Annotated in this window: 19 protein-coding genes; 7 read left to right on the forward strand and 12 right to left on the reverse strand. The window is 58.0% G+C overall.

Annotated features, from left to right (window positions below; translation table 11 throughout):
• The 10 genes from mltG to METAL_RS07900 all read right to left on the reverse strand — a co-directional run bounded on the left by mltG (position 1) and on the right by METAL_RS07900 (position 8,075).
• Entirely contained in the window at positions 1-999 is a 999-nt protein-coding gene (gene mltG, locus METAL_RS07855) for an endolytic transglycosylase MltG (protein ID WP_005371202.1), read from the reverse strand.
• Complete coding sequence (gene pabC / locus METAL_RS07860) at positions 989-1,825, reverse strand: aminodeoxychorismate lyase (RefSeq protein WP_005371203.1); 837 nt, start codon at positions 1,823-1,825, stop codon at positions 989-991. Before pabC ends, mltG begins: the two co-directional genes overlap by 11 nt.
• Before the next feature lie 33 nt (positions 1,826-1,858).
• Positions 1,859-3,103, reverse strand: a complete 1,245-nt coding sequence (fabF, locus tag METAL_RS07865; protein ID WP_005371206.1) for a beta-ketoacyl-ACP synthase II — start codon at positions 3,101-3,103, stop codon at positions 1,859-1,861.
• An 88-nt stretch (positions 3,104-3,191) separates the two neighbouring features.
• Entirely contained in the window at positions 3,192-3,422 is a 231-nt protein-coding gene (gene acpP, locus METAL_RS07870) for an acyl carrier protein (RefSeq protein ID WP_005371208.1), read from the reverse strand.
• Positions 3,423-3,615: 193 nt separating this feature from the next.
• Complete coding sequence (gene fabG / locus METAL_RS07875) at positions 3,616-4,344, reverse strand: 3-oxoacyl-ACP reductase FabG (RefSeq protein ID WP_005371209.1); 729 nt, start codon at positions 4,342-4,344, stop codon at positions 3,616-3,618.
• Complete coding sequence (fabD, locus tag METAL_RS07880) at positions 4,337-5,287, reverse strand: ACP S-malonyltransferase (RefSeq protein WP_005371212.1); 951 nt, start codon at positions 5,285-5,287, stop codon at positions 4,337-4,339. Before fabD ends, fabG begins: the two co-directional genes overlap by 8 nt.
• 107 nt (positions 5,288-5,394) lie before the next feature.
• Positions 5,395-6,363 carry a beta-ketoacyl-ACP synthase III gene (locus tag METAL_RS07885; RefSeq protein ID WP_005371214.1) on the reverse strand — a complete coding sequence of 323 codons (969 nt, stop codon included), beginning with the start codon at positions 6,361-6,363 and terminating at the stop codon, positions 5,395-5,397.
• Entirely contained in the window at positions 6,360-7,361 is a 1,002-nt protein-coding gene (gene plsX, locus METAL_RS07890) for a phosphate acyltransferase PlsX (protein WP_031431494.1), read from the reverse strand. Before plsX ends, METAL_RS07885 begins: the two co-directional genes overlap by 4 nt.
• Before the next feature lie 107 nt (positions 7,362-7,468).
• Positions 7,469-7,654: a 50S ribosomal protein L32 gene (gene rpmF / locus METAL_RS07895; RefSeq protein ID WP_005371218.1), complete on the reverse strand. Its 186-nt coding sequence runs from the start codon at positions 7,652-7,654 to the stop codon at positions 7,469-7,471.
• Positions 7,635-8,075 (reverse strand): YceD family protein, encoded by a 441-nt coding sequence (locus tag METAL_RS07900; RefSeq protein ID WP_245549492.1) that lies wholly within the window; start codon positions 8,073-8,075, stop codon positions 7,635-7,637. Before METAL_RS07900 ends, rpmF begins: the two co-directional genes overlap by 20 nt.
• Before the next feature lie 199 nt (positions 8,076-8,274).
• Here METAL_RS07900 and METAL_RS07905 point away from each other — a divergent pair, with 199 nt between their 5' ends.
• The 4 genes from METAL_RS07905 (at position 8,275) to METAL_RS07920 (ending at position 13,620) form a co-directional block, all read left to right on the forward strand.
• A complete protein-coding gene (locus METAL_RS07905) occupies positions 8,275-8,775 on the forward strand; it encodes a YqiA/YcfP family alpha/beta fold hydrolase (RefSeq protein WP_005371222.1) in 501 nt (166 codons plus the stop codon).
• 199 nt (positions 8,776-8,974) lie between these two features.
• Positions 8,975-10,699: a SulP family inorganic anion transporter gene (locus tag METAL_RS07910; RefSeq protein ID WP_005371223.1), complete on the forward strand. Its 1,725-nt coding sequence runs from the start codon at positions 8,975-8,977 to the stop codon at positions 10,697-10,699.
• Between the two features lie 69 nt (positions 10,700-10,768).
• Positions 10,769-12,235: a sensor histidine kinase gene (locus METAL_RS07915; RefSeq protein WP_005371224.1), complete on the forward strand. Its 1,467-nt coding sequence runs from the start codon at positions 10,769-10,771 to the stop codon at positions 12,233-12,235.
• A complete protein-coding gene (locus METAL_RS07920) occupies positions 12,232-13,620 on the forward strand; it encodes a sigma-54-dependent transcriptional regulator (protein WP_005371225.1) in 1,389 nt (462 codons plus the stop codon). The genes METAL_RS07915 and METAL_RS07920 overlap by 4 nt, the downstream gene beginning before the upstream one ends.
• 111 nt (positions 13,621-13,731) lie before the next feature.
• On the opposite strand, the gene METAL_RS07925 is transcribed toward METAL_RS07920, so the two are convergent.
• On the reverse strand, positions 13,732-14,379 hold the full coding sequence (locus tag METAL_RS07925; RefSeq protein WP_005371226.1) for a hypothetical protein: 648 nt from the start codon (positions 14,377-14,379) through the stop codon (positions 13,732-13,734).
• A 178-nt stretch (positions 14,380-14,557) separates the two neighbouring features.
• On the opposite strand from METAL_RS07925, the gene ppnN reads away from it, so the two are divergent.
• A complete protein-coding gene (gene ppnN / locus METAL_RS07930) occupies positions 14,558-15,958 on the forward strand; it encodes a nucleotide 5'-monophosphate nucleosidase PpnN (RefSeq protein WP_005371227.1) in 1,401 nt (466 codons plus the stop codon).
• A gap of 6 nt (positions 15,959-15,964) precedes the next feature.
• Positions 15,965-18,016, forward strand: coding sequence for a DNA topoisomerase 3 (locus METAL_RS07935; protein ID WP_005371229.1), 2,052 nt, complete (start codon positions 15,965-15,967; stop codon positions 18,014-18,016).
• A gap of 19 nt (positions 18,017-18,035) precedes the next feature.
• Here METAL_RS07935 and METAL_RS07940 read toward each other — a convergent pair whose 3' ends face one another.
• On the reverse strand, positions 18,036-18,296 hold the full coding sequence (locus METAL_RS07940; RefSeq protein ID WP_036304045.1) for a hypothetical protein: 261 nt from the start codon (positions 18,294-18,296) through the stop codon (positions 18,036-18,038).
• 293 nt (positions 18,297-18,589) lie between these two features.
• Here METAL_RS07940 and METAL_RS07945 point away from each other — a divergent pair, with 293 nt between their 5' ends.
• Complete coding sequence (locus METAL_RS07945) at positions 18,590-19,081, forward strand: macro domain-containing protein (RefSeq protein WP_005371233.1); 492 nt, start codon at positions 18,590-18,592, stop codon at positions 19,079-19,081.
• Positions 19,082-19,125: the final 44 nt, after the last annotated feature.

A 19,125-nucleotide genomic window follows, 5' to 3' on the forward strand; every position in this document is an offset into this window, starting at 1 on the left:
TCATTTTTTTTGTTTTTGGAACTGTTCGACCGCGCGGTTGTGTTCCTGCAGGGTCGATGAAAAGACATGGGTGCCGTCGCCTTTCGCGACGAAATACAGGCTGCTGCCGTCATCGGGGTGAAGGGCGGCGCGGATTGCCTGGCGTCCCGGCATCGCGATCGGCGTCGGCGGCAGGCCTTTGACCTGGTAGGTATTATAGGGCGTCGGATTTTTCAGATCCTGCTCGCCGATATTGCCTTGATAATCGGAGCCCATCCCGTAGATGACCGTCGGGTCGGTCTGTAGCGGGATGTCGTTTTTCAGTCGGCGCGTCATCACGCCCGCGATCAGGGGCCGTTCGTCGTCCGCGCCGGTTTCTTTTTCGATGATCGAGGCTAGGATTAGCGCCTCGTAAGGCGAGACAAGCGGCAGGTCTGCCGATCTTTGCGGCCATTCTTCCTGCATCACCGACTGCATTTTACCGTAGGCTCTTTTCAGCAGCGAGACATCCGTCATGTTTTTTTCGAAAAAATAAGTATCCGGGAAAAACAAGCCTTCGGCATGGTTTTCCTTGATTTCAAGCCGGTTGCGTAGGGCGTCGGGGGAAGCATCTTTCAGGGTGTGTTCGATGTAGGGGTTGTTGTTCAGCGCGTTCAGAATATCGGTCAATCTCCAGCCTTCCGGAAAGGTGACGCTGTGTTGCCGGGTCTTGCCGGCGGCGATTTGATCGATGATTTCGGGCAGCGTCAGTCCGACGGCGAATTCGAACTCGCCGGTTTTCAGCTTGGAGGCCGCCTGTTTTCGGAGCGCGACCACCTTGAACCAGAATGGATTGATCTTCAGATGCTGTTCGGCGAGTTTTTCGGCAATTCGGTCCATCGAATCGCCCTTCGCGATCTCGATCACAACCGGATTATCTTTGACGGCCGGTGTTTCCAACACGGCACGGTAATCCATCCACGCCCAGCCGGCCGTGAAGCTGATGAATAATAAGGTCAGTCCTATGATTTTATGGCTCACTGCGAAGCGTCTCTTGTTTGTAATCCGCCAGCCATTGCTGCATGTTACGGGTAATTGGACCGGGACGGAGGGCGATTTGCTCGAATTGCCGGACCGGCCAGATGCCGATAATCGAATTGCAGACGAAGGCTTCATCGGCCGACGCTAACCGTTCGGGCGTGTAGCTGAGTTCTATAACGGCAAGTCGATGCCGGGCGGCAAGCCGCATGATCAGTTCGCGAATGATGCCCGCAACCCCGCACCGTTCGAGCGAGGCGGTGTAGAGGGCGCCGTTCCGGGCATAGAATAGGTTGGTCATCGTCCCCTCGATCAGATGGCCGCCGCTGTCCAGCATCAGGCCTTCCTGGATGGCGGAGTCGCTCCATTCGGCGCGGGCGAGTACTTGTTCCAGCCGGTTCAGATGTTTGAGGCCGGCCAAGGCCGGATTGATGCCCAGGCGTGTTGCGCAGAGGCGGGCCCGGATCCCTTCGGTGCCGAAGGCGGCCGGGTACTCGGGGTAGGGGTGCAGGCTCAAAATCCGGGTGGTTTCGATCGTCTCGGGACGGCGATAGCCGCGCCCGCCGGAGCCGGCGGTCACAATGATCTTGAGTACGGCTTGAGCGGGCGACTCCCGGCACAAGGTCCGGGCTTCTTCGGCCAATAGGCCGGGAGAGGGAAACGGAAGCCCGAGCCGAAGGCAACCCGCCTCGAGACGCCTCAGGTGCAGATCGAAAAAAACCGGCCGGGAATTCTCGATTTCGATCGTTTCGAACAAGCCGTCTCCGTATTGCAGGCCGCGGTCCGAAACGGGCAGGGTCTTTCTGCGTTCACCATTGACAAGCAGCATCGGCGGACAGGGCGACCCTGTGCGGGATCGGGCTTATTCGTAGCGTTTAAAGATCAGCGTTCCGTTGGTGCCGCCGAAACCGAAGGAGTTCGACATCGCAATGCTGATCTTCATGTCGCGGGCCACGTGCGGGACATAGTCGAGATCGCACTCGGGATCGGGGTTATCCAGGTTGATCGTCGGCGGCGCGATCTGGTGCTCGATGCTGAGCGCGGTCAATACCGCCTCGATGCCGCCGGCCGCGCCGAGCATGTGGCCGATCATCGACTTGGTCGAACTGACCGCGATCTTATAGGCATGGTCGCCCAAGGCGGCTTTCATCGCCTGAGTTTCGCCGATATCGCCGGCCGGCGTCGAGGTGCCGTGCGCGTTGATGTAATCGATGTCGGCGGGATTCAGGCCGGCGTTGCGCAGGGCGTTGCGCATGCAGCGCGCCGCGCCTTCGCCGCCCGGCGATGGCGTGGTCATGTGATAGGCGTCGCCGCTCATGCCGTAACCGATCAGTTCCGCATAAATCTTGGCGCCACGCGCTTTCGCGTGTTCGAGTTCTTCAAGAACGACCACACCCGCGCCGTCGCTGAGTACGAAGCCGTCGCGGTCTTTGTCCCAGGGCCGGCTGGCCGTGGCCGGGCTATCGTTGCGGCGCGACAACGCCTTTGCCGAGATGAAGCCGCCCATCGCGGTCGGCGAGGTCGTGCATCGTTCCGCGCCGCCGGCGATCATGACGTCCGCGTCGCCGTGCTGGATCAGCCGCGCCGCATCGCCGATATTGTGCGTGCCGGTCGCGCAGGCGGTTACGATCGCGAAATTCGGGCCTTTCAATCCATACTTGATCGACAGGTTGCCGGAAATCATGTTGATGATGTTGCCGGGCACGAAGAACGGCGAAATCCGCCGTGGGCCGCTTTTGTCGTACAGCGCGTAACACTCTTCGATGCCGGTCACGCCGCCGATGCCGGCGCCGATCGCCACGCCGATCCGTTCCGCGTTCGCGTCGGTCACTTCGAGGCCGGAATCTTCGATCGCTTGGCAGCCGGCCGCCAGTCCGTAGTGGATGAAGCCGTCCATGCGCTGGGCATCTTTGGCCGGGATATATTGGGTGACGTCAAAATTGCGAATCACGCCGCCGAAGGTAGTGGCGAAAGGCGAGATGTCAAACGAATCGATCGGGCTGATGCCGCTTCTGCCGTTAATGATGCCGTCCCAGGTTTCGGCTACCGTGTTTGCTAAAGGCGTAATGGCGCCCAAACCGGTGATTACGACTCGACGTGTGCTCAATGTGTGTTACCGTGTGGAATCTGTGGTTTAGAAAAACGGGGATGAGGGTTAGTGGATGCGCGGGCTGTCATCCACTAAGAAATCGCTATCAGGTATTTTTTTCGACGTAGTCGATAGCTTGCTGAACGGTGGTGATTTTTTCAGCTTCTTCGTCAGGAATTTCGCATTCGAATTCTTCTTCAAGCGCCATAACGAGTTCAACGGTGTCCAGAGAATCGGCACCCAGATCGTCCACGAAAGACGCGTCGTTGGCGATATCTTCTTTGACGCCCAATTGCTCTGCAACAATCTTTTTTACTCGTTGTTCAACATTACTCATAATTTATATCCTCAAGCAATGTAAATATACTTCTAATAAGAAATCATATATTTACAATGATATTGTTATTGGTTTTACTAGAAATCCCGTCCACGGAAATTCCAGACGACGGTAGCGAAAATTATACTTTAATCTGAATTCAAAGTCACAATATAAAGCTGGGTTGACGCTTGCCCAATCTCGGGCGCAACGGTTAGGGCATATACATCCCGCCGTTCACATGCAGGGTTTCGCCGGTGATATAGGAAGCTCCCGGGGAGGCCAGGAACGATACCGCGTGCGCGATTTCCTCGGCGGAGCCGAGCCGTTCCAGCGGAATCGACGCCAGCAGCGAGGTTTTGATCTCGTCGCCCAGTTCCCGGGTCATGTCGGTGTCGATGAAGCCCGGAGCCACCACGTTCACGGTAATATTCCGCGAGCCGACTTCTTTTGCCAGCGATTTACTGAATCCGACGATGCCGGCCTTGGCGGCGGCATAATTGGCTTGTCCCGCGTTGCCGGTCGAACCGACCACCGAAGAAATGCTGATGATCCGTCCGGTTCGCGCTTTCATCATCCCGCGCAGCACGGCCTTGCTCATTCGGAAGACCGAAGCGAGATTGGTGTTGATGATCGCATCCCATTCTTCGTCTTTCATCCGCATCAAGAGATTGTCGCGGGTAATGCCCGCATTGTTGACCAATACGGTTGGTGCGCCGAATGCGTCGTTGACGGTCTTGATCACTTCGGCGACCGAATCGGCGTTTGCGACGTCGAGACGCAGACCCTTGCCGTTTTCGCCGAGATAAGCCGAGATCGCTTTCGCGCCGTTGTCGGTGGTCGCGGTGCCGACCACGAAAAAGCCGTCGCCGGCCAGTCTTTCGGCGATCGCCTTGCCGATGCCGCGGCTGGCGCCTGTCACTAAGGCGACTTGTTTAGCCATTTAACTGCTCCAGTGTAGTGTGGAAAGATTTGGTGTCGAAAATGGACAGGTGTTCGGCATCTTTCGCGATGCGTTTGTTCAGTCCGATCAGGACCTTGCCGGGGCCGCATTCGACAATGCGGGTGACGCCCTGGTCGTGCATGAATCTGATCGAGTCGACCCAGCGCACCGGTTTGAACAACTGCTCCTTCAGCGCGTTGCGGATCACTTCCGGGGCGCTGTGCGACATCACGTCGGTATTGTGGATCAACGTCATCTCGGGGCTGTCGATTTGAATCCGCGAGAGTTCCTCGCCGAGTTTATCGGCGGCGTCGCGCATCAGTGCGCAGTGCGAGGGCACGCTGACCGGCAGCGGCACGGCGCGTTTGGCGCCCAGTATTTGGGCTTCGGCGATCGCGCGCTGTACCGCGCTTGCGTGACCGGCGATCACGACCTGGCCCGGCGCATTGAAATTGACCGCCTCGACGACTTCGCCCTGCGCCGCTTTTTTGCAGGCTTCCACGATCTGATGATCCTCAAGTCCGAGAATCGCGGCCATCGCCCCGGTACCCGGCGGCACCGCCTCCTGCATCAGGCGGCCGCGGACTGCGACCAGCTTGATGGCATCTTCGAACGCGATCGCATGGGCGGCGACCAGGGCGGTATATTCGCCGAGGCTGTGGCCTGCGGTCCAGGCCGGCCGGATGCTGCACTGCTTGCGCCAGACTTCCCAGATCGCAAACCCTGCAGCCAGCATGGCGGGCTGGGTATTCTGCGTCTGATTCAGGTCGGCTTCCGGGCCGTCGCCGACCAGGGTCCACAAATCCTTGCCCAACGCATCGGAAGCGCGTTCGAACGTCTGTTTGATTTCGGGGAAACCGGCCGCCAGGTCGGCCATCATGCCGACCGACTGGGAACCCTGGCCTGGAAAAACGAAGGCTAAGTCGTAGTGTTGTGTGCTCATGCGAAGTGTCGAGTATTTTTTAAAGTCTTTGTTATTTTTGAGCGAGGCAAAAGCGCGAGGCGAAAAGCCACTTTGCTTTTCCGCCTTGTGCTTTTACCCCCGCTTTATTAATACTTTAGCAATGCCGAGCCCCAGGTGAACCCGGCGCCGAAGGCTTCCAGCAGGACGATCTGGCCGCGCTGAATCCGCCCGTCGCGTACTGCCTCGTTGAACGCCAGCAGGACCGAAGCGGAAGACGTGTTGCCCTGGTTTTCGAGGGTGACGACGACCTGTTCCATCGGCATTTTCAGCTTCTTCGCGGTGGCCTGGATGATCCGGATATTGGCCTGGTGCGGGACCAGCCAGTCGATCGCTTCCTTGTCCAGCGCATTGGCCTCCAGGGTTTCGTCGACAATCCGCCCGAGCGTGTTGACTGCCACTTTGAAGACTTCGTTGCCGCGCATGTTGATGAAGCCCATTTCGTGTTTATGGCCGTTCGCTGCGGCCTGCGGGTTCGGGCAGTACAGCAGTTCTTCGTATTCGCCGGCCGAATGAATGTGGGTGGACAGGATGCCGGTTTCTTCGGAAGCGCCCAGCAGGAGCGCGCCGGCGCCGTCGCCGAACAGCACGCAGGTCGTCCGGTCGGTCCAGTCGACGATGCGCGAGCAGATTTCGGAGCCGACGATCAGCACCTTGCGGGCCGCACCGGTTTTGATGTACTGATCGGCGATGCTCAGCCCGAAGATCGCGCCGGAACAGGCGGCCTGGACGTCGAACGCGACGCAATGTTTGATCCCGAGCCGATGCTGCAGTAGGCAGCCCGTGCTCGGGTAGACGCGGTCCGGCGTGCCGGTCGCGACGATGACCAGGTCGATTTCTTCGGGATCGATGCCGCCCATCGCGATGGCCTGGCGGGCCGCAATTTCGGCCATGCTGGCGGCGGTTTCGTCGGGAGCCGCGATACGCCGGCTCTTGATGCCGGTCCGTTCAAAGATCCAGCTGTCAGAGGTGTCGACCGTTTCCGAAATTTGATCGTTGGTTAAGATTTCCGAGGGGAGATAGCCGCCGGTGCCAATGACTCTTGAATAGCGGGTCATGAATGCATTCCCAAAGACAGGTTCTGTTCGACCTGCTGGCTGATTTTGCGTATGACGTCCTGTTTGACTTCAATTTCAGCCAACCGTATCGCAGTTTTGAAAGCCAGCACGTCGGCGCCGCCGTGACTTTTGATCACCAGTCCACGCAGGCCGAGAAAGCTGGCGCCGTTGTAAAGGCGCGGATCGATCCGTTTTTTGAAGGAGGATAAAACCGGATAGGCAATCAGGCCGACCGCCTTGGTCAGCAGGTTTTTCGAAAACGCCTGCTTTAATAGGGTCCCGATCATTTTGGCGGCGCCTTCGATCGACTTGAGCGCGACATTGCCGACGAAGCCGTCGGTGACGATCAGATCGACCTCGATGTCCCCAGCGTTCAGCGAGTTCCCTTCGACATAGCCGATGTAATTCAATGAGGAGGCTTCGAGCAGCTTGGCGGCGGCCTTTACCTGCTCGTTGCCTTTCATTTCTTCCTCGCCGATGTTCAGCAGGCCGACCCGCGGCGATTCGATGTTCTCGACCGCCTTGACCAGTTCGGCGCCCATCACCGCGAATTCGAACAGATGCTGCGCCGTGCAGTCGACATTCGCGCCCAGATCGAGCACATGGGTATGACCGTGAATCGAGGGCAGTGTGGAAATGATCGCCGGGCGGTCGATACCCGGTATCATTTTGAGCACGAAACGGGCGGTCGCCATCAGCGCGCCGGTATTGCCCGCGCTGACGCAGGCATCGGCAAGGCCGTCGCGGACCAGATTGATCGCGACCCGCATCGAGGAATCCTTTTTGTTTTTTAAAGCTTTTGACGGCGGTTCGTCCATGTCGACGCACTGGGATGCATGATGGATGGTGAGTCTGTCGCGATAAGCTTCGAGATGGTTTCCCAACTTCTCCTTGATGACGGCTTCATTGCCTACCAGAATCAGCTTTAGTTCCGGATTGCTCTTCAGGCAATCCAGGGAGGCCGGGATCGTTACGTCCGGGCCAAAGTCCCCACCCATCGCATCAATCGAAATTGTCAAGCTCACCTTAACCGAGGTCTCCGCATCAAAAAATAAAAAACCGAACCGGCGAGGGTTCGGTATGGCGCCAAGTTAAAGTTCGCTGCTTATTCTTCGTCGCCGGCAACCGCTGTAATCTGGCGGCCTTTGAAGTAGCCGTCGGGAGTGACGTGATGACGCAGATGGGTTTCGCCGGTCAACGGATCTTGCGACAGCGTGCGGGCGGTCAATGCATCGTGCGAGCGGCGCTGGCCGCGTCTCGAGCGGGATACTTTACTTTTTTGTACTGCCATGAGGGTTCTCCTGGTTTTTTAAGTTGGCTAAAATGGAAAAAGGGTTATCCTGTCTTTTTTGCCGGCCTGCCTCGGGTCGAGTCGGCACGCGGCTGTCCGTCTCCTGAATCTGGCAGGCTTCGGAATGTTTCGGGTACTGGGGAAGATTCAGCAACAGCTCGTCTTCGACGATATCCAGCAGAGGCATTTTTTCTTCCTCGACGAACAGCGGTTCGAAGTCCGGAGGCAAGCGGTCCACTTGCTCCAGGGAGTTCACAACGCCCAGCCGGACGGGCGCCTGTACGGGCCAGTCGATAGGCTGCAGGCAATTCTGGCAGATCAGTTGCAGACGGGTTTCAATCTTCCCTTCGATTTTGGCCAATCGGCCTTCGCGGCTGAAATGGAGCTCGATCGCGACGTTTCCGCCGGTATCGAACAGCATGCCGCAGAGGCGGCCAAAATCTTTAAGCGAAAGCTCCCCTTTAATTACACTGCGCTTGTCGGCGAGATGTAACGGATCAATAGTTCGGGGGAGGCGATCTAACATAAATCAATAATCTTATCGTGAAACCTTGCTATGGTCAAATGCTATATGATTTTAAGGTATTACCCAGAATGGGCAAGATCTATCGGAGAAACGGATGAAAAAATTACTGATCTACAGCCACGGTAAGGACAGCCTGCCGGGAGGCGAAAAGGCGCTGGCATTTGCGAAAGCCGCAGAAAGTCAGGGTTACCGGTTCGAAAGCCCCGATTACCGGGCGCAGCCCGATCCCGATCGGCGTGCTGACCAATTGCTGGCGACGGGATGGCGGAATTTCGACCGGGTTGTACTGGTCGGTTCGAGTATGGGTGCTTACGTGTCCGCCGTTGCGGCCGAAACGGTCAAGCCGGCCGGTCTTTTTCTACTGGCTCCCGCTTTTTATCTGCCGGGCTACCGGCAAACCGCGTTTACGATCCCGCCGGACAAGACCTGGGTTTATCACGGCTGGCGCGATGAGATCGTGCCGCCCGAGCATGCCTGGCGCTTTTGCCGGGAATACCGGGTCCGTCTGACGATGGTGGATGCGGATCATCGCTTGATGGGCGAACTGCCGTTTATCATTCAAGAGTTCGAGCGGTTCCTGCGGACGATTTCTTAGCTGGCAAACGCTCGGCGAACAGGGCGGAATACAGGCTTAAGGTGTAATACAACCTTAAAACGGTGGTTTTACACCGTTTTTCCGGACGATGAGGGCTTCTTGATAAGAAGATATATTATAAACAATAGTTTATAGTTTTATGTGGGCTGGCATGGTATTCGCTAAGGCTTAGGCATCTATCAATATTACGGAGATGCTGATGTCTAAAGGTTTATCGCCCGGCTTACCCGAAACGGGGATTGCCGGATTAAAGGAAAATTGGCGAGCGGACCTGTTGTCGGGGTTTTTGGTGTTCTTGATCGCGCTGCCGTTGTGTCTGGGGATCTCGATGGCGTCGGGATTTCCTCCGTCCGCCGGGCTCATTACGGCGGTCGTCGGCGGCATGCTGGTTTCGAGGATCGGCGGTTCGTTCATGACGATCAACGGCCCGGCCGCCGGCCTGATCGTGGTCGTGCTGGACGCGGTGCAAAGCCTTGGGCAGGGCGACGCGATGGCGGGTTATCGCTATACCTTGGCCGCGATCGTGGTCGCCAGCGTGCTGCAAATCGCGATGGGGTTCTTCAAGGCCGGCCGGCTCAGTTCGTTTTTTCCGGCTTCGGTCGTGCATGGAATGCTGGCCGCGATCGGGATCATCATCATGGCCAAGCAGATTCATGTGATGCTCGGCGTGACACCGGAAAGCGGCAGTCTGTTCTCGACGATCGCGCAAATTCCGCGCAGCATCGTCGACCTGAATCCGGAAATCGCCATGATCGGGGTGACCAGCATCGCGATCCTGATTTTCTGGCAGGTGGTCCGCGAGCCGCAGCTGAAAATGCTGCCGGCGCCGATTCTGGTGGTGCTGGCCGGTATCGGTTTGGGGAAGTTTTACGATCTCGATCATGAACACATGTATCTGTTTCTGCCGGATGCTACGTTTCTGCCGCATCACGAGGCCACGGTCGGGCCGAAGTTTCTGGTCGCGATTTCGGATAATTTTTTGTCCAGTTTCTATTTTCCGGATTTCTCGAAAATCGCGACGGCCGAGTTCTGGGAAGCGGTGGTCGCGATCTGCCTGGTCGGCAGCCTGGAAAGTCTGCTCAGCGCCGTGGCGGTCGACAAACTCGATCCTTATCGGCGGCACTCGGACCTAGATCGCGATTTGACTGCGATTGGCATCGGTAATCTCGTGGCGGGGATGATCGGCGGGCTGCCGATGATCGCCGAAATCGTCCGGAGTTCCGCCAACTGCAACAACGGGGCGAAAACCGGCTGGGCCAATTTTTTTCACGGCACGTTTCTCCTGCTGTTCGTGGTGCTGTTTCCGCGCCTGATCCACAGCATTCCGCTGGCGTCTTTGGCCTCTTTGCTGGTGTTTACCGGTTTTCGTCTCGCTTCGCCGAAAGAATTCGCCAAAGTGATGGGGATCGGCAAGGAACAATTGTTCATGTTCGTGCTCACCATTATCGGCGTACTGGCGACCGACTTGTTGGTCGGCGTGGCGATCGGTATCGCGGCCAAATTCGCGATCCATATGTTCAGAGGCGTCCGGCTGAATAATCTGTTCAAGATTCATTTCGTGCTGGAACGCCTGGAAAATGGCGTGCTGCTGGTCGAAATCGTCGGGGCGGCGATCTTTTCGAACTTCATGGCGTTGAAAAACGCGCTGGCCGGCATCGACAAGGGCCGGCATGTGATCTTTCAGTTGAGCAATGCTTATCTGATCGATCATACCGTGATGGAATTCCTGCACGAATTCCAGCACAATTATGAAGCACAGGGCGGCGTCTGCGAGTTCTTCGGGATGGAATACCATGATACCTACTCACGGCATCCGCTGGCTGTGCGCAAAATGAAAAGAGACCACATGTGTAGACGGCGCTCGGATCATCACGGTCTCCCGGGCTACGCGGACAATAAACGGCGTTCGACGGAGGAAGTTTAATCTCCGGAGCGATCAGGGCGGGCGAAATACCCGCCCTGATCGCAGGCGCATCTATCCTGTTTAAAATTTATGCAATTCTTGAGTAGTCCTATCCAGCATCGGGTTCTGGCCTTTTTATTGTTGATGTCGTTGACGCTGGCGATGTTCGTCGGGATGATCTGGCGCAACCTGCATCATTTCAATACGGTCTTTTTCCACGTCAATTATTCGCATAGCGTGCAGCATGCATCGGTGGCGCTGCAAAAGGCGCTGATCGATTATCTGACCAAAGTGACCCCAATCGCCCGGCACGAGCGCTTGCTGCCGACGATCGACGCGTTGAGCGGCACGGTCGCCGAATTGAATGCGCTGTTTGCGGAAAGCGGTTTTTTGGCCGAAAGCTCCGCCGGAAACATGACCCTTGTTAAGTCGATACTCGATGAATGGCGGCAACCTGGCGTGACAGACAGGCAGGAGCGTTTGATCAGCGCGCTGAATCTGCTCAGCGATACGCTGGATAACGAGCTTGGGCAGCGCGAGAAATTGCTCGGCGAGATCAGCGAAGACACGCAAACCGAACTTGATCTGGCCGCAGTCACGTTTATCGTAATCGTGGTCGTCGCGTTCGGGTTTTTCTATCGACGTATCCTACACCCTTTGCACGATCTGAGATTGCTGCTGCAGCGCCTGACCGAAGGCAATTTTACCCGAATCACGACCGACCATCTCGATCCTTTGCTGTTGCCGGTTTTCAACAGCTATAACGAGATGGTCAGCCATCTGGCCGAACTCGAGGAAGCCAAACGCCTGTATGCGCAATCGCTTCAGCGGGAAGTCAGGCTGGCGACCCAGGCCCTGCTCGAACAGCAGGCCAGCCTGGCCCGGGCCGAACGGCTCGCGGCGGTCGGCGAAGTCGCGGCCGAACTTGCCCACGAAATACGCAATCCGCTGGCGGGCATCCAGATCGCGTTTAGCAACTTGCGGCGCGAGATCGATAATCCCGGCCAGTATGCGCGCATGGAATTGATCGGCGGCGAACTGAAACGGCTCGGCCATTTGCTCAACGATCTGCTGAACCAAAGCCGCCATGCGCCGGAAGAGCCCGACGACATCGATATTGCGATGCTGATCCGCGATCTGGCGGCATTGACCCGTTATCAGATCGCCGAAACCATCCGTCTGGAGGTTGTGGCGCCTCCGCCGCTCAGGGCGCATTTGCCGGCGGGCGGCCTCAGGCAAGCTTTGTTGAATCTGATCTTGAATGCGGCCGATGCTCTGGAAGGACGGAGCGGTATGATATGCGTCACGGCTGTTCGGGATGGAGAAGGTCTCAGGATCGAGGTGGCGGATGACGGTCCCGGATTTTCCCCGGAACTGCTCGAACAGGGCATTCGGCCGTTTCGGACGACCCGCCAGCGGGGCACCGGGCTCGGCCTGTCGATGGTGCAACGTTATGTCAAAGAGACCGGCGGCTGCATCGGTCTCAAGAATCTGATACCGCACGGCGCCTGTGTCTCGCTGTGTTGGCCGGCCATTGTTGAGGAGGCGCATCGATGATAGAGACCTTGCTGATCGTCGAAGATGAAAAACTGTTGGGTTCCGAACTGTCGCTGCATTACCGGAAATCGGGATGGGAAGTCGTCTTGGCGACCACGCTGGCCGAAGCCGAGGATTGGCTGGTCAAAAAAAATCTGGCGCCGTTGCTGATACTTTCGGACCTGAATCTGCCCGACGGCAATGCCCTGGATTTGATGGAAAAGATCAAGAAGAAGGCAGGGCATGCCGAATGGCTGTTTCTGACCGGCTACGGCAGCGTGCCCGATTCGGTGCGGGCGCTCAGGCTCGGCGCTTATGATTTTCTGGAAAAACCCTGCGATCTGGAGCGGCTCGATCTGGTGGTTGCCAGCGCCGCACGCAGCGCCGCAATCATCAGGCGAGTGCGCGAGCAGGCCAGCGCCGGGCATAAGCGTTATTCGCCAAGCGCCTATGTCGGCCGGAGCCGGCAGGCGCAGGAGGTGCGGAGTTTGCTGCAACGCTTGACCCAGGTGCCGTTCAGCGCCCTGATCATCGGCGGCGAAACCGGCACCGGCAAGGGGCTGGCCGCGAAAATCCTGCACTACGGCGGCGCCCGCGCGCAGCAGCCGATGATCGAGGTGAACTGTGCGGCGCTGCCGCGCGAACTGCTCGAATCCGAACTGTTCGGCCACGAATCGGGGGCGTTTACCGGCGCGACCGCCCGGCATCGCGGCCTGCTCGAACAGGCCGACGGCGGAACCCTGTTCATGGACGAGATCGGCGAAATGCCGCTCGAACTGCAGGCCAAGCTGCTCAAGGCGATCGAGGATCACAAGGTGCGCCGTCTCGGCGGCGAAAAAGAGGTCGGTGTCGATGTGCAGATTATCGCAGCCAGCAACCGCGATCTGGAACAGATGGTGCGCGAAGGCAGCTTCCGCAGCGATCTTTACCACCGCCTGAGCGTTTTCAAGGTCATGCTGCCGCCCTTGCGTGCGGCCAAGGAAGACCTGGAGGATCTGGTGCCGTTGTTCGTTGCCGAATTCAATGCGAAAGCCGGCCAGCGCGTCAAGGATATTCCGGCGGAGGTCTGGAGCAAACTGAAAAATTACGACTGGCCGGGCAATGTGCGCGAACTGCGCAATGTGATCGAGCGTTGCGTCCTGTTTGCCGATGGGCCGGTTTTTCCGGGACAATGGCTGCAATTGCCGGGGCAGGCCAATCCGCCGCAGGTCGGGGTGACCGATAAAAACATGATTCTGCTGCCGCTGGACGGCAGCATGGCCTTGGACGACATGGACAAGTTCATCATCAAGACCGCATTGGAGCGTGCAGATTACAATCTGACCGCGGCCGCCAGGGATTTGGGGGCGACACGGGAAACCCTGCGTTACCGGGTGCGAAAATATAATTTAAAAAGCGTCGAATGATCTCGCGGGGCCTGAAGCCGGAGCGTCCGGCCGGTCCGGAGGGAAGTGATATCCAATCCGTTCGTTGCGGGTCGGCGCGTCTCTTCGATCTTCCAGGCCGGCGGAAAGCGGTCATTGACCATTTTGCATGTCCTGCCGATTCGGAGCGTGCCGTTTTCCGGGCCTTTGTCTCGCTTGCCCGTCCTGCCCGTTTTTCGGGGCGGCCGGGGCATTGTTCCGCCATTCCGATCCCGCTCTGCCGTAAGCCGGGTGGTGCTCTTCAAAACCGCTGTTCTGACTTCCGGTTTCCTGCCGATCCCAATTTTGCCGGCGCGGCCCTTGCCCGGACGCATTCGGTGCGGCCGGATGCTGCGGCCATCCTTCGCGCCGATCGCCATATCCCTGGCGGTCCCGATCGAATTTCCGGTTGTCGTAGGGCTTCGCAGCCTGTACGTTCCAGTTATAATGATTCCTTGCGTCGCGGCCGCGGGAGCCGGAGTTAGGGTAAAGGGTGCCGGAAGCCGGCGAGTAGTGCCGGCCGTCGTCGTGGCGATAGGAGGGTGCCACGGTGCGGTAAGCCGGGGTAGGGTAGGTAGGGGTAGGGTAGGTGTATGTATTGTAATAATTACGTTCGACGACGCCATAGCCGTAGCCGCTGTCGTAGTAATTCGGAGAATAGCCGTAGCCGGCGCTGTCATAGTACCCTTGGGGATAGGTTGCGCAAGCCGCAGGCAATATCGCCAATCCAGCCAGAATCGCTCCTTTAATGATGGGGTTCATGATTTTAGCCCTATATAATTATGAGTCAGGAAAATCATAATTGAAAATGCTGAATAGGTCATGAATACACGGTTGTTTTTTATCCGGGAAAGGCGGGTGTTGGCCAGAGGCCTAACTTTCCGTCAAGGAACGAGCGTCGCGAAGCAATCCACCGAAGAGTGAAGTGTAGAGGAACAGAATGAAACAAGAAGTAATGGATGCGGTCATATCGCCCGAGGAAGGCCGCCTGGACATTCTATCGAAAGCCGAAGTCGGTAAATTGTTGGATACCAGCCAAGGCGGTTTATACCGGGTATTCCGCAATTGCGCGCTGGCGGTACTGAATTGCGGCAGTTCGATGGACGACGGCAAGGAGCTTCTGGAACGGTATTCGTCCTTCGGGATTCGTGTCGTCCAGCAGCAGCGCGGAATCAAGCTGGAGCTGAAAAATGCGCCTGCGCACGCCTTTGTGGACGGCAACATGATCAAGGGGATCAAAGAGCACCTGTTCGCGGTATTGCGCGACATTATCTACGTCAGCGACGAGATCAACGACAATCCGCGCTTCGATCTGCAAACCTCGGAGGGCATCAGCAATGCGGTGTTCCACATTCTCCGCAACGCAAACATTTTGCTGCCGATGGTGGATCCGAAGCTGGTCGTCTGTTGGGGCGGGCATTCGATCAGCCGTAAGGAATACGAGTACAGCAAGCAGGTCGGCCATGAACTGGGCCTGCGCGGCCTGGACATTTGCACCGGCTGCGGGCCGGGCGCGATGAAGGGTCCGATGAAAGGCGCGGCGATCGGCCATGCGAAGCAGCGGATCAAGCACGGGCAATACCTCGGCATTACCGAGCCGGGCATCATCGCGGCCGAATCGCCGAATCCGATCGTGAACGACCTGGTTATTCTGCCGGATATCGAAAAGCGTCTCGAAGCGTTCGTGCGGACCGGCCACGGCATCGTCGTGTTTCCGGGCGGCGCGGGCACCGCCGAAGAAATTCTGTACATTCTCGGCATTCTGCTTCATCCCGAAAACGAGGCGATGCCGTTTCCGTTGATTTTTACCGGACCCGACAGCGCGGGAGACTATTTCGAGCAGATTGACCGGTTTATCGGCGGCACGCTCGGCACGGAAGCGCGGCAGCGCTACCGGATCATCATCGACGATCCCCGGCAGGCCGCGATCGAGATGGAAGCGGGCATCCGCCAAGTGCAAGCCTTCCGCAAGGCTGCCGGCGATGCGTATTATTTCAACTGGGTGTTGCATATCGACAAAGTCTTCCAAACGCCTTTCGTGCCGACGCATCACAACATGAGCAATCTGGCCCTGCATAAAAATCAGGCCGTGCATGTCTTGGCGGCGAATCTGCGGCGGGTGTTTTCGGGCATCGTGGCCGGCAACGTGAAGGACGAAGGGATTCGCGCGGTCGAAAAGTACGGCCATTTCGAAATTCATGGCGATCCCGAGATCATGGCGCTGATGGATACGCTGCTGACGTCTTTCGTGAAGCAGCACCGGATGAAACTGCCGGGCAAGAAATACGTGCCTTGTTACCGGATCGTCCGGCCGGAAGCCGTCGAGGGGAACCGGGCATAGATTTCGATGAAAGTCGTTTTGACCGAAAAGCCCTCCGTGGCTCGGGACATTGCGCGCTGCCTGGGCGTCAACAACCGGCGCGACGGTTACCTGGAAGGCAATGGTTACCGGATCGTCTGGGCTTTCGGGCATCTGGTCGAATTGCAGGAGCCGGACCAGTACAACCGGGCCTGGAAACGCTGGTCCCTGGAGAGCCTGCCGATCATTCCCGAGCGTTTTGCGCTCAGGGCGCGGGGGGACGCGGCCGCGCAGAAGCAGTTGCAGACGGTCAAAAGCCTGTTGCGGAGCGCCGGCGAGATCGTGTGCGCGACCGACGCGGGCCGGGAAGGCGAACTGATCTTCCGTTACATCCTGTCCTGGTGCGGCTGCGAGGATAAGCCGTTCAAGCGGCTGTGGATCAGTTCGCTGACCGACGAGGCGATTCGCCAGGGATTCGCCCGGCTGCGCGAGGGCCGGGCCTTCGAAGGGCTCTATCGGGCCGCGAAATGCCGCAGCGAGGCGGACTGGATCGTCGGTCTGAATGCGACCCGCTATTACACGCTCAAGTTCGGCCAGGGTTCGCAGCTGTGGACCCTCGGCCGGGTACAGACGCCGGTGCTGGCGCTGGTCGTGCAGCGCGACCGGGAGATCGCCGATTTCAAGCCGAAAGATTTCTGGGAACTGCATACCTTGTACCGCGAGGTCGACTTTCAACACAGCGGCGGGCGTTTCGAGAAAAAGGAGGAGGCCGAGGCGCTCAGGGAACGTATCGACGGCAGCGATTTCCGGATTATCTCGGTCAAAGGCAAGCAGGAAAAAGTCTATCCGCCCCCTTTGTACGATCTGACCGATCTGCAGAAAGACATGAGCATCCGCCACGGCTTCACGGCCGATCAGACGCTTCGGCTTGCGCAGTCGTTATACGAAAAAAAGCACATCACTTATCCGCGTACCGACAGCCGTTACCTGAGCACGGACATGAAGCCACAGGTCAGGCCCTTGCTGCAAGCCTTGCAGGCGCGCTTCGAGCCGCAGATCGCAGCGCTGAACCTGAATCAACTGGCTTTGACCGGCCGCCTGTTCAATGACGCCGGCGTGACCGATCACCATGCGATCATTCCGACCGCCACCTTGCCGCGGTCGCCGTTGGCGGGCGATGAGGAAAAGGTCTATCAGGCGATCGCGATACGGTTCATCGCGGGGTTTTACCCGCCCTGCCTGAAGCAGGTCACCACCGTGCTCGGCGAGGCGGCCGAAGTGCCGTTCAAAACGACCGGCACGGTTATCGAGGCGCCGGGTTGGCAGGCATTATATAAGGATTCTTCTTCCCAGCCTGCCGAGCAGGAGCAAAAAATTCTGCCCGCTTTCGAGCAGGGCGAAACCGGGCCGCACCGGCCAGCGCTCAAACAGGGCAAGACGACTCCGCCGAAACACTATACCGAAGCCACTTTGCTGGGCATGATGGAGTCGGCCGGCAAAACCTGCGACGATGAAACACTGAAAGAAGCCTTGAAGGAAAAAGGGCTGGGGACGCCGGCGACGCGGGCCGCGATCATCGAAGTGCTGGTCAAGCGCGACTATATCCGCCGGCAGAAAAAATTGTTGCTGAGCACCGAAACCGGGCAGCGGCTGATCGGCTTGATCGCCGACGAGCATTTGAAGTCGGCCGCGATGACCGGCGAATGGGAATCGCGCTTGAAAAGAATCGAACAGAACGAATACGATCCGCGGCAGTTCATGGAAGGGATCGTCCGTTTTACCCGCGCTATCGTGAGTTCATCCCGACGCGGCGAAGCACTGGCGGACCTGGGGCGCTGCCCTCTCTGCGGCGCGCCGGTCATCGAAGGCCGAAAAGGCTACGGCTGCAGCGACTGGCGCAAGGGTTGCAAGTTTGTGTTGTGGAAAGAGGCGTTCGGCGCGCAGATATCCCGCCGGATGGCGGCGGAATTATTGTGGCAGGGCCGTACCGCGGAAGCTTGCGGGATCACGATCGATGGCGAGCATGCGTCTGCGGTGCTGACGCTGGATCCGCGCGGCGAAATCGGCGTTGATGCAGGATTGCGCGAGCCGCGTCCTTGATTTTGGAATTGGCCGATCCTCAACGCTGCTGGCGCCAGCGGAAATAGGTTTTGCCGTCGTCGCAAGCCCAGCTCGCGCGCTGCGTTCCGGTTTTGCTCATCCGCAGTTCGCAGTGGTGCTCGGCTTTGAATTTTTCCCACCGCTCATCGTCCATATAAACCCGAAAATACAAACTCATCAGGATGATCACCAGCAAGGCAAACAACAAGGTCAGCAAGGAGCCGATCGGCTGCTCCTGCATGTGTTCTCCGACAGAAGAAAGTAACGGCTTTAATTTCATAATAACAGCCTCATTCCGTTAAACTAGACTATAGACAAGGGTAATTCGGAATTCATCCCGAAGCGATTGGAAATTTACCGCAATTCTCGCATCAGCGTCAGTGTTTTTGATGACCGAATCCGATACGGAAACGCGAGGCTTCGAAACCGCCTTATAATGGGCGGCAGCGCAGTGAGCGCGTATCTATCATTCGGGCTGGCAAGCATAACCGGCGTCTTTGGAGACTTTGTGGCTAAAAAACAAACGGTCTGACGCCATCGCGATCAGGCCTGGAATAACATAAGGAGAACACGATGATTTACCGAGTCGAAGGCGATATCTTATTGACCCAGGCCCAGGCGATCGCGCATGGCGTGGGCCTCAACGATCCGATGGACAAAGGGCTGGCGCTCGAACTGCACGACCGGTATCCGGCCATGCACAAGGACTTCCATCGCTGGTGCCACATGCACAATACCAAGCCGGGCGAGGCCTGGATGTGGGGTGGTCCGGACCATGTCAGGATCGTCAATCTGATTACTCAGGAAGGCGTCGACAGCCACGATCACCGGCACGGCAAGGCGACGATCGGCAATGTCCGGCACGCATTGGACGCGCTGGTCAAAATCATTCGCCACGAAAAACTGGCCTCGTTGGCATTGCCGCGGCTGGCGACCGGAGTTGGAGACCTGGATTGGGACGATGTCTGGCCCTTGATCGACGAGCGCCTGGGCGGGCTGGACATCCCGGTCTATGTGTACGCCGTTTACCGTCCGGGCCAAGCGGCGCTGGAGCCCGGGCTATAGAAGACCAAAACGGCCGGGTTTCGGCTTTGCGATGAAATGCCGCT

This window comes from Methylomicrobium album BG8, from assembly GCF_000214275.2.
GTDB classification, from domain to species: Bacteria; Pseudomonadota; Gammaproteobacteria; order Methylococcales; family Methylomonadaceae; genus Methylomicrobium; species Methylomicrobium agile.

What these genes read in the sequence shown, in the direction of transcription:
- pabC (WP_005371203.1), bottom strand. Translation starts at nt 1,825, where the DNA reads ATGCTGCTTGTCAATGGTGAACGCAGAAAGACCCTGCCCGTTTCGGAC.
- acpP (WP_005371208.1), bottom strand. Translation starts at nt 3,422, where the DNA reads ATGAGTAATGTTGAACAACGAGTAAAAAAGATTGTTGCAGAGCAATTG.
- fabG (WP_005371209.1), bottom strand. Translation starts at nt 4,344, where the DNA reads ATGGCTAAACAAGTCGCCTTAGTGACAGGCGCCAGCCGCGGCATCGGC.
- fabD (WP_005371212.1), bottom strand. Translation starts at nt 5,287, where the DNA reads ATGAGCACACAACACTACGACTTAGCCTTCGTTTTTCCAGGCCAGGGT.
- METAL_RS07885 (WP_005371214.1), bottom strand. Translation starts at nt 6,363, where the DNA reads ATGACCCGCTATTCAAGAGTCATTGGCACCGGCGGCTATCTCCCCTCG.
- plsX (WP_031431494.1), bottom strand. Translation starts at nt 7,361, where the DNA reads ATGGGTGGGGACTTTGGCCCGGACGTAACGATCCCGGCCTCCCTGGAT.
- rpmF (WP_005371218.1), bottom strand. Translation starts at nt 7,654, where the DNA reads ATGGCAGTACAAAAAAGTAAAGTATCCCGCTCGAGACGCGGCCAGCGC.
- METAL_RS07900 (WP_245549492.1), bottom strand. Translation starts at nt 8,075, where the DNA reads ATGCTGTTCGATACCGGCGGAAACGTCGCGATCGAGCTCCATTTCAGC.
- METAL_RS07905 (WP_005371222.1), top strand. Translation starts at nt 8,275, where the DNA reads ATGAAAAAATTACTGATCTACAGCCACGGTAAGGACAGCCTGCCGGGA.
- METAL_RS07910 (WP_005371223.1), top strand. Translation starts at nt 8,975, where the DNA reads ATGTCTAAAGGTTTATCGCCCGGCTTACCCGAAACGGGGATTGCCGGA.
- METAL_RS07915 (WP_005371224.1), top strand. Translation starts at nt 10,769, where the DNA reads ATGCAATTCTTGAGTAGTCCTATCCAGCATCGGGTTCTGGCCTTTTTA.
- METAL_RS07920 (WP_005371225.1), top strand. Translation starts at nt 12,232, where the DNA reads ATGATAGAGACCTTGCTGATCGTCGAAGATGAAAAACTGTTGGGTTCC.
- METAL_RS07925 (WP_005371226.1), bottom strand. Translation starts at nt 14,379, where the DNA reads ATGAACCCCATCATTAAAGGAGCGATTCTGGCTGGATTGGCGATATTG.
- ppnN (WP_005371227.1), top strand. Translation starts at nt 14,558, where the DNA reads ATGAAACAAGAAGTAATGGATGCGGTCATATCGCCCGAGGAAGGCCGC.
- METAL_RS07935 (WP_005371229.1), top strand. Translation starts at nt 15,965, where the DNA reads ATGAAAGTCGTTTTGACCGAAAAGCCCTCCGTGGCTCGGGACATTGCG.
- METAL_RS07940 (WP_036304045.1), bottom strand. Translation starts at nt 18,296, where the DNA reads ATGAAATTAAAGCCGTTACTTTCTTCTGTCGGAGAACACATGCAGGAG.
- METAL_RS07945 (WP_005371233.1), top strand. Translation starts at nt 18,590, where the DNA reads ATGATTTACCGAGTCGAAGGCGATATCTTATTGACCCAGGCCCAGGCG.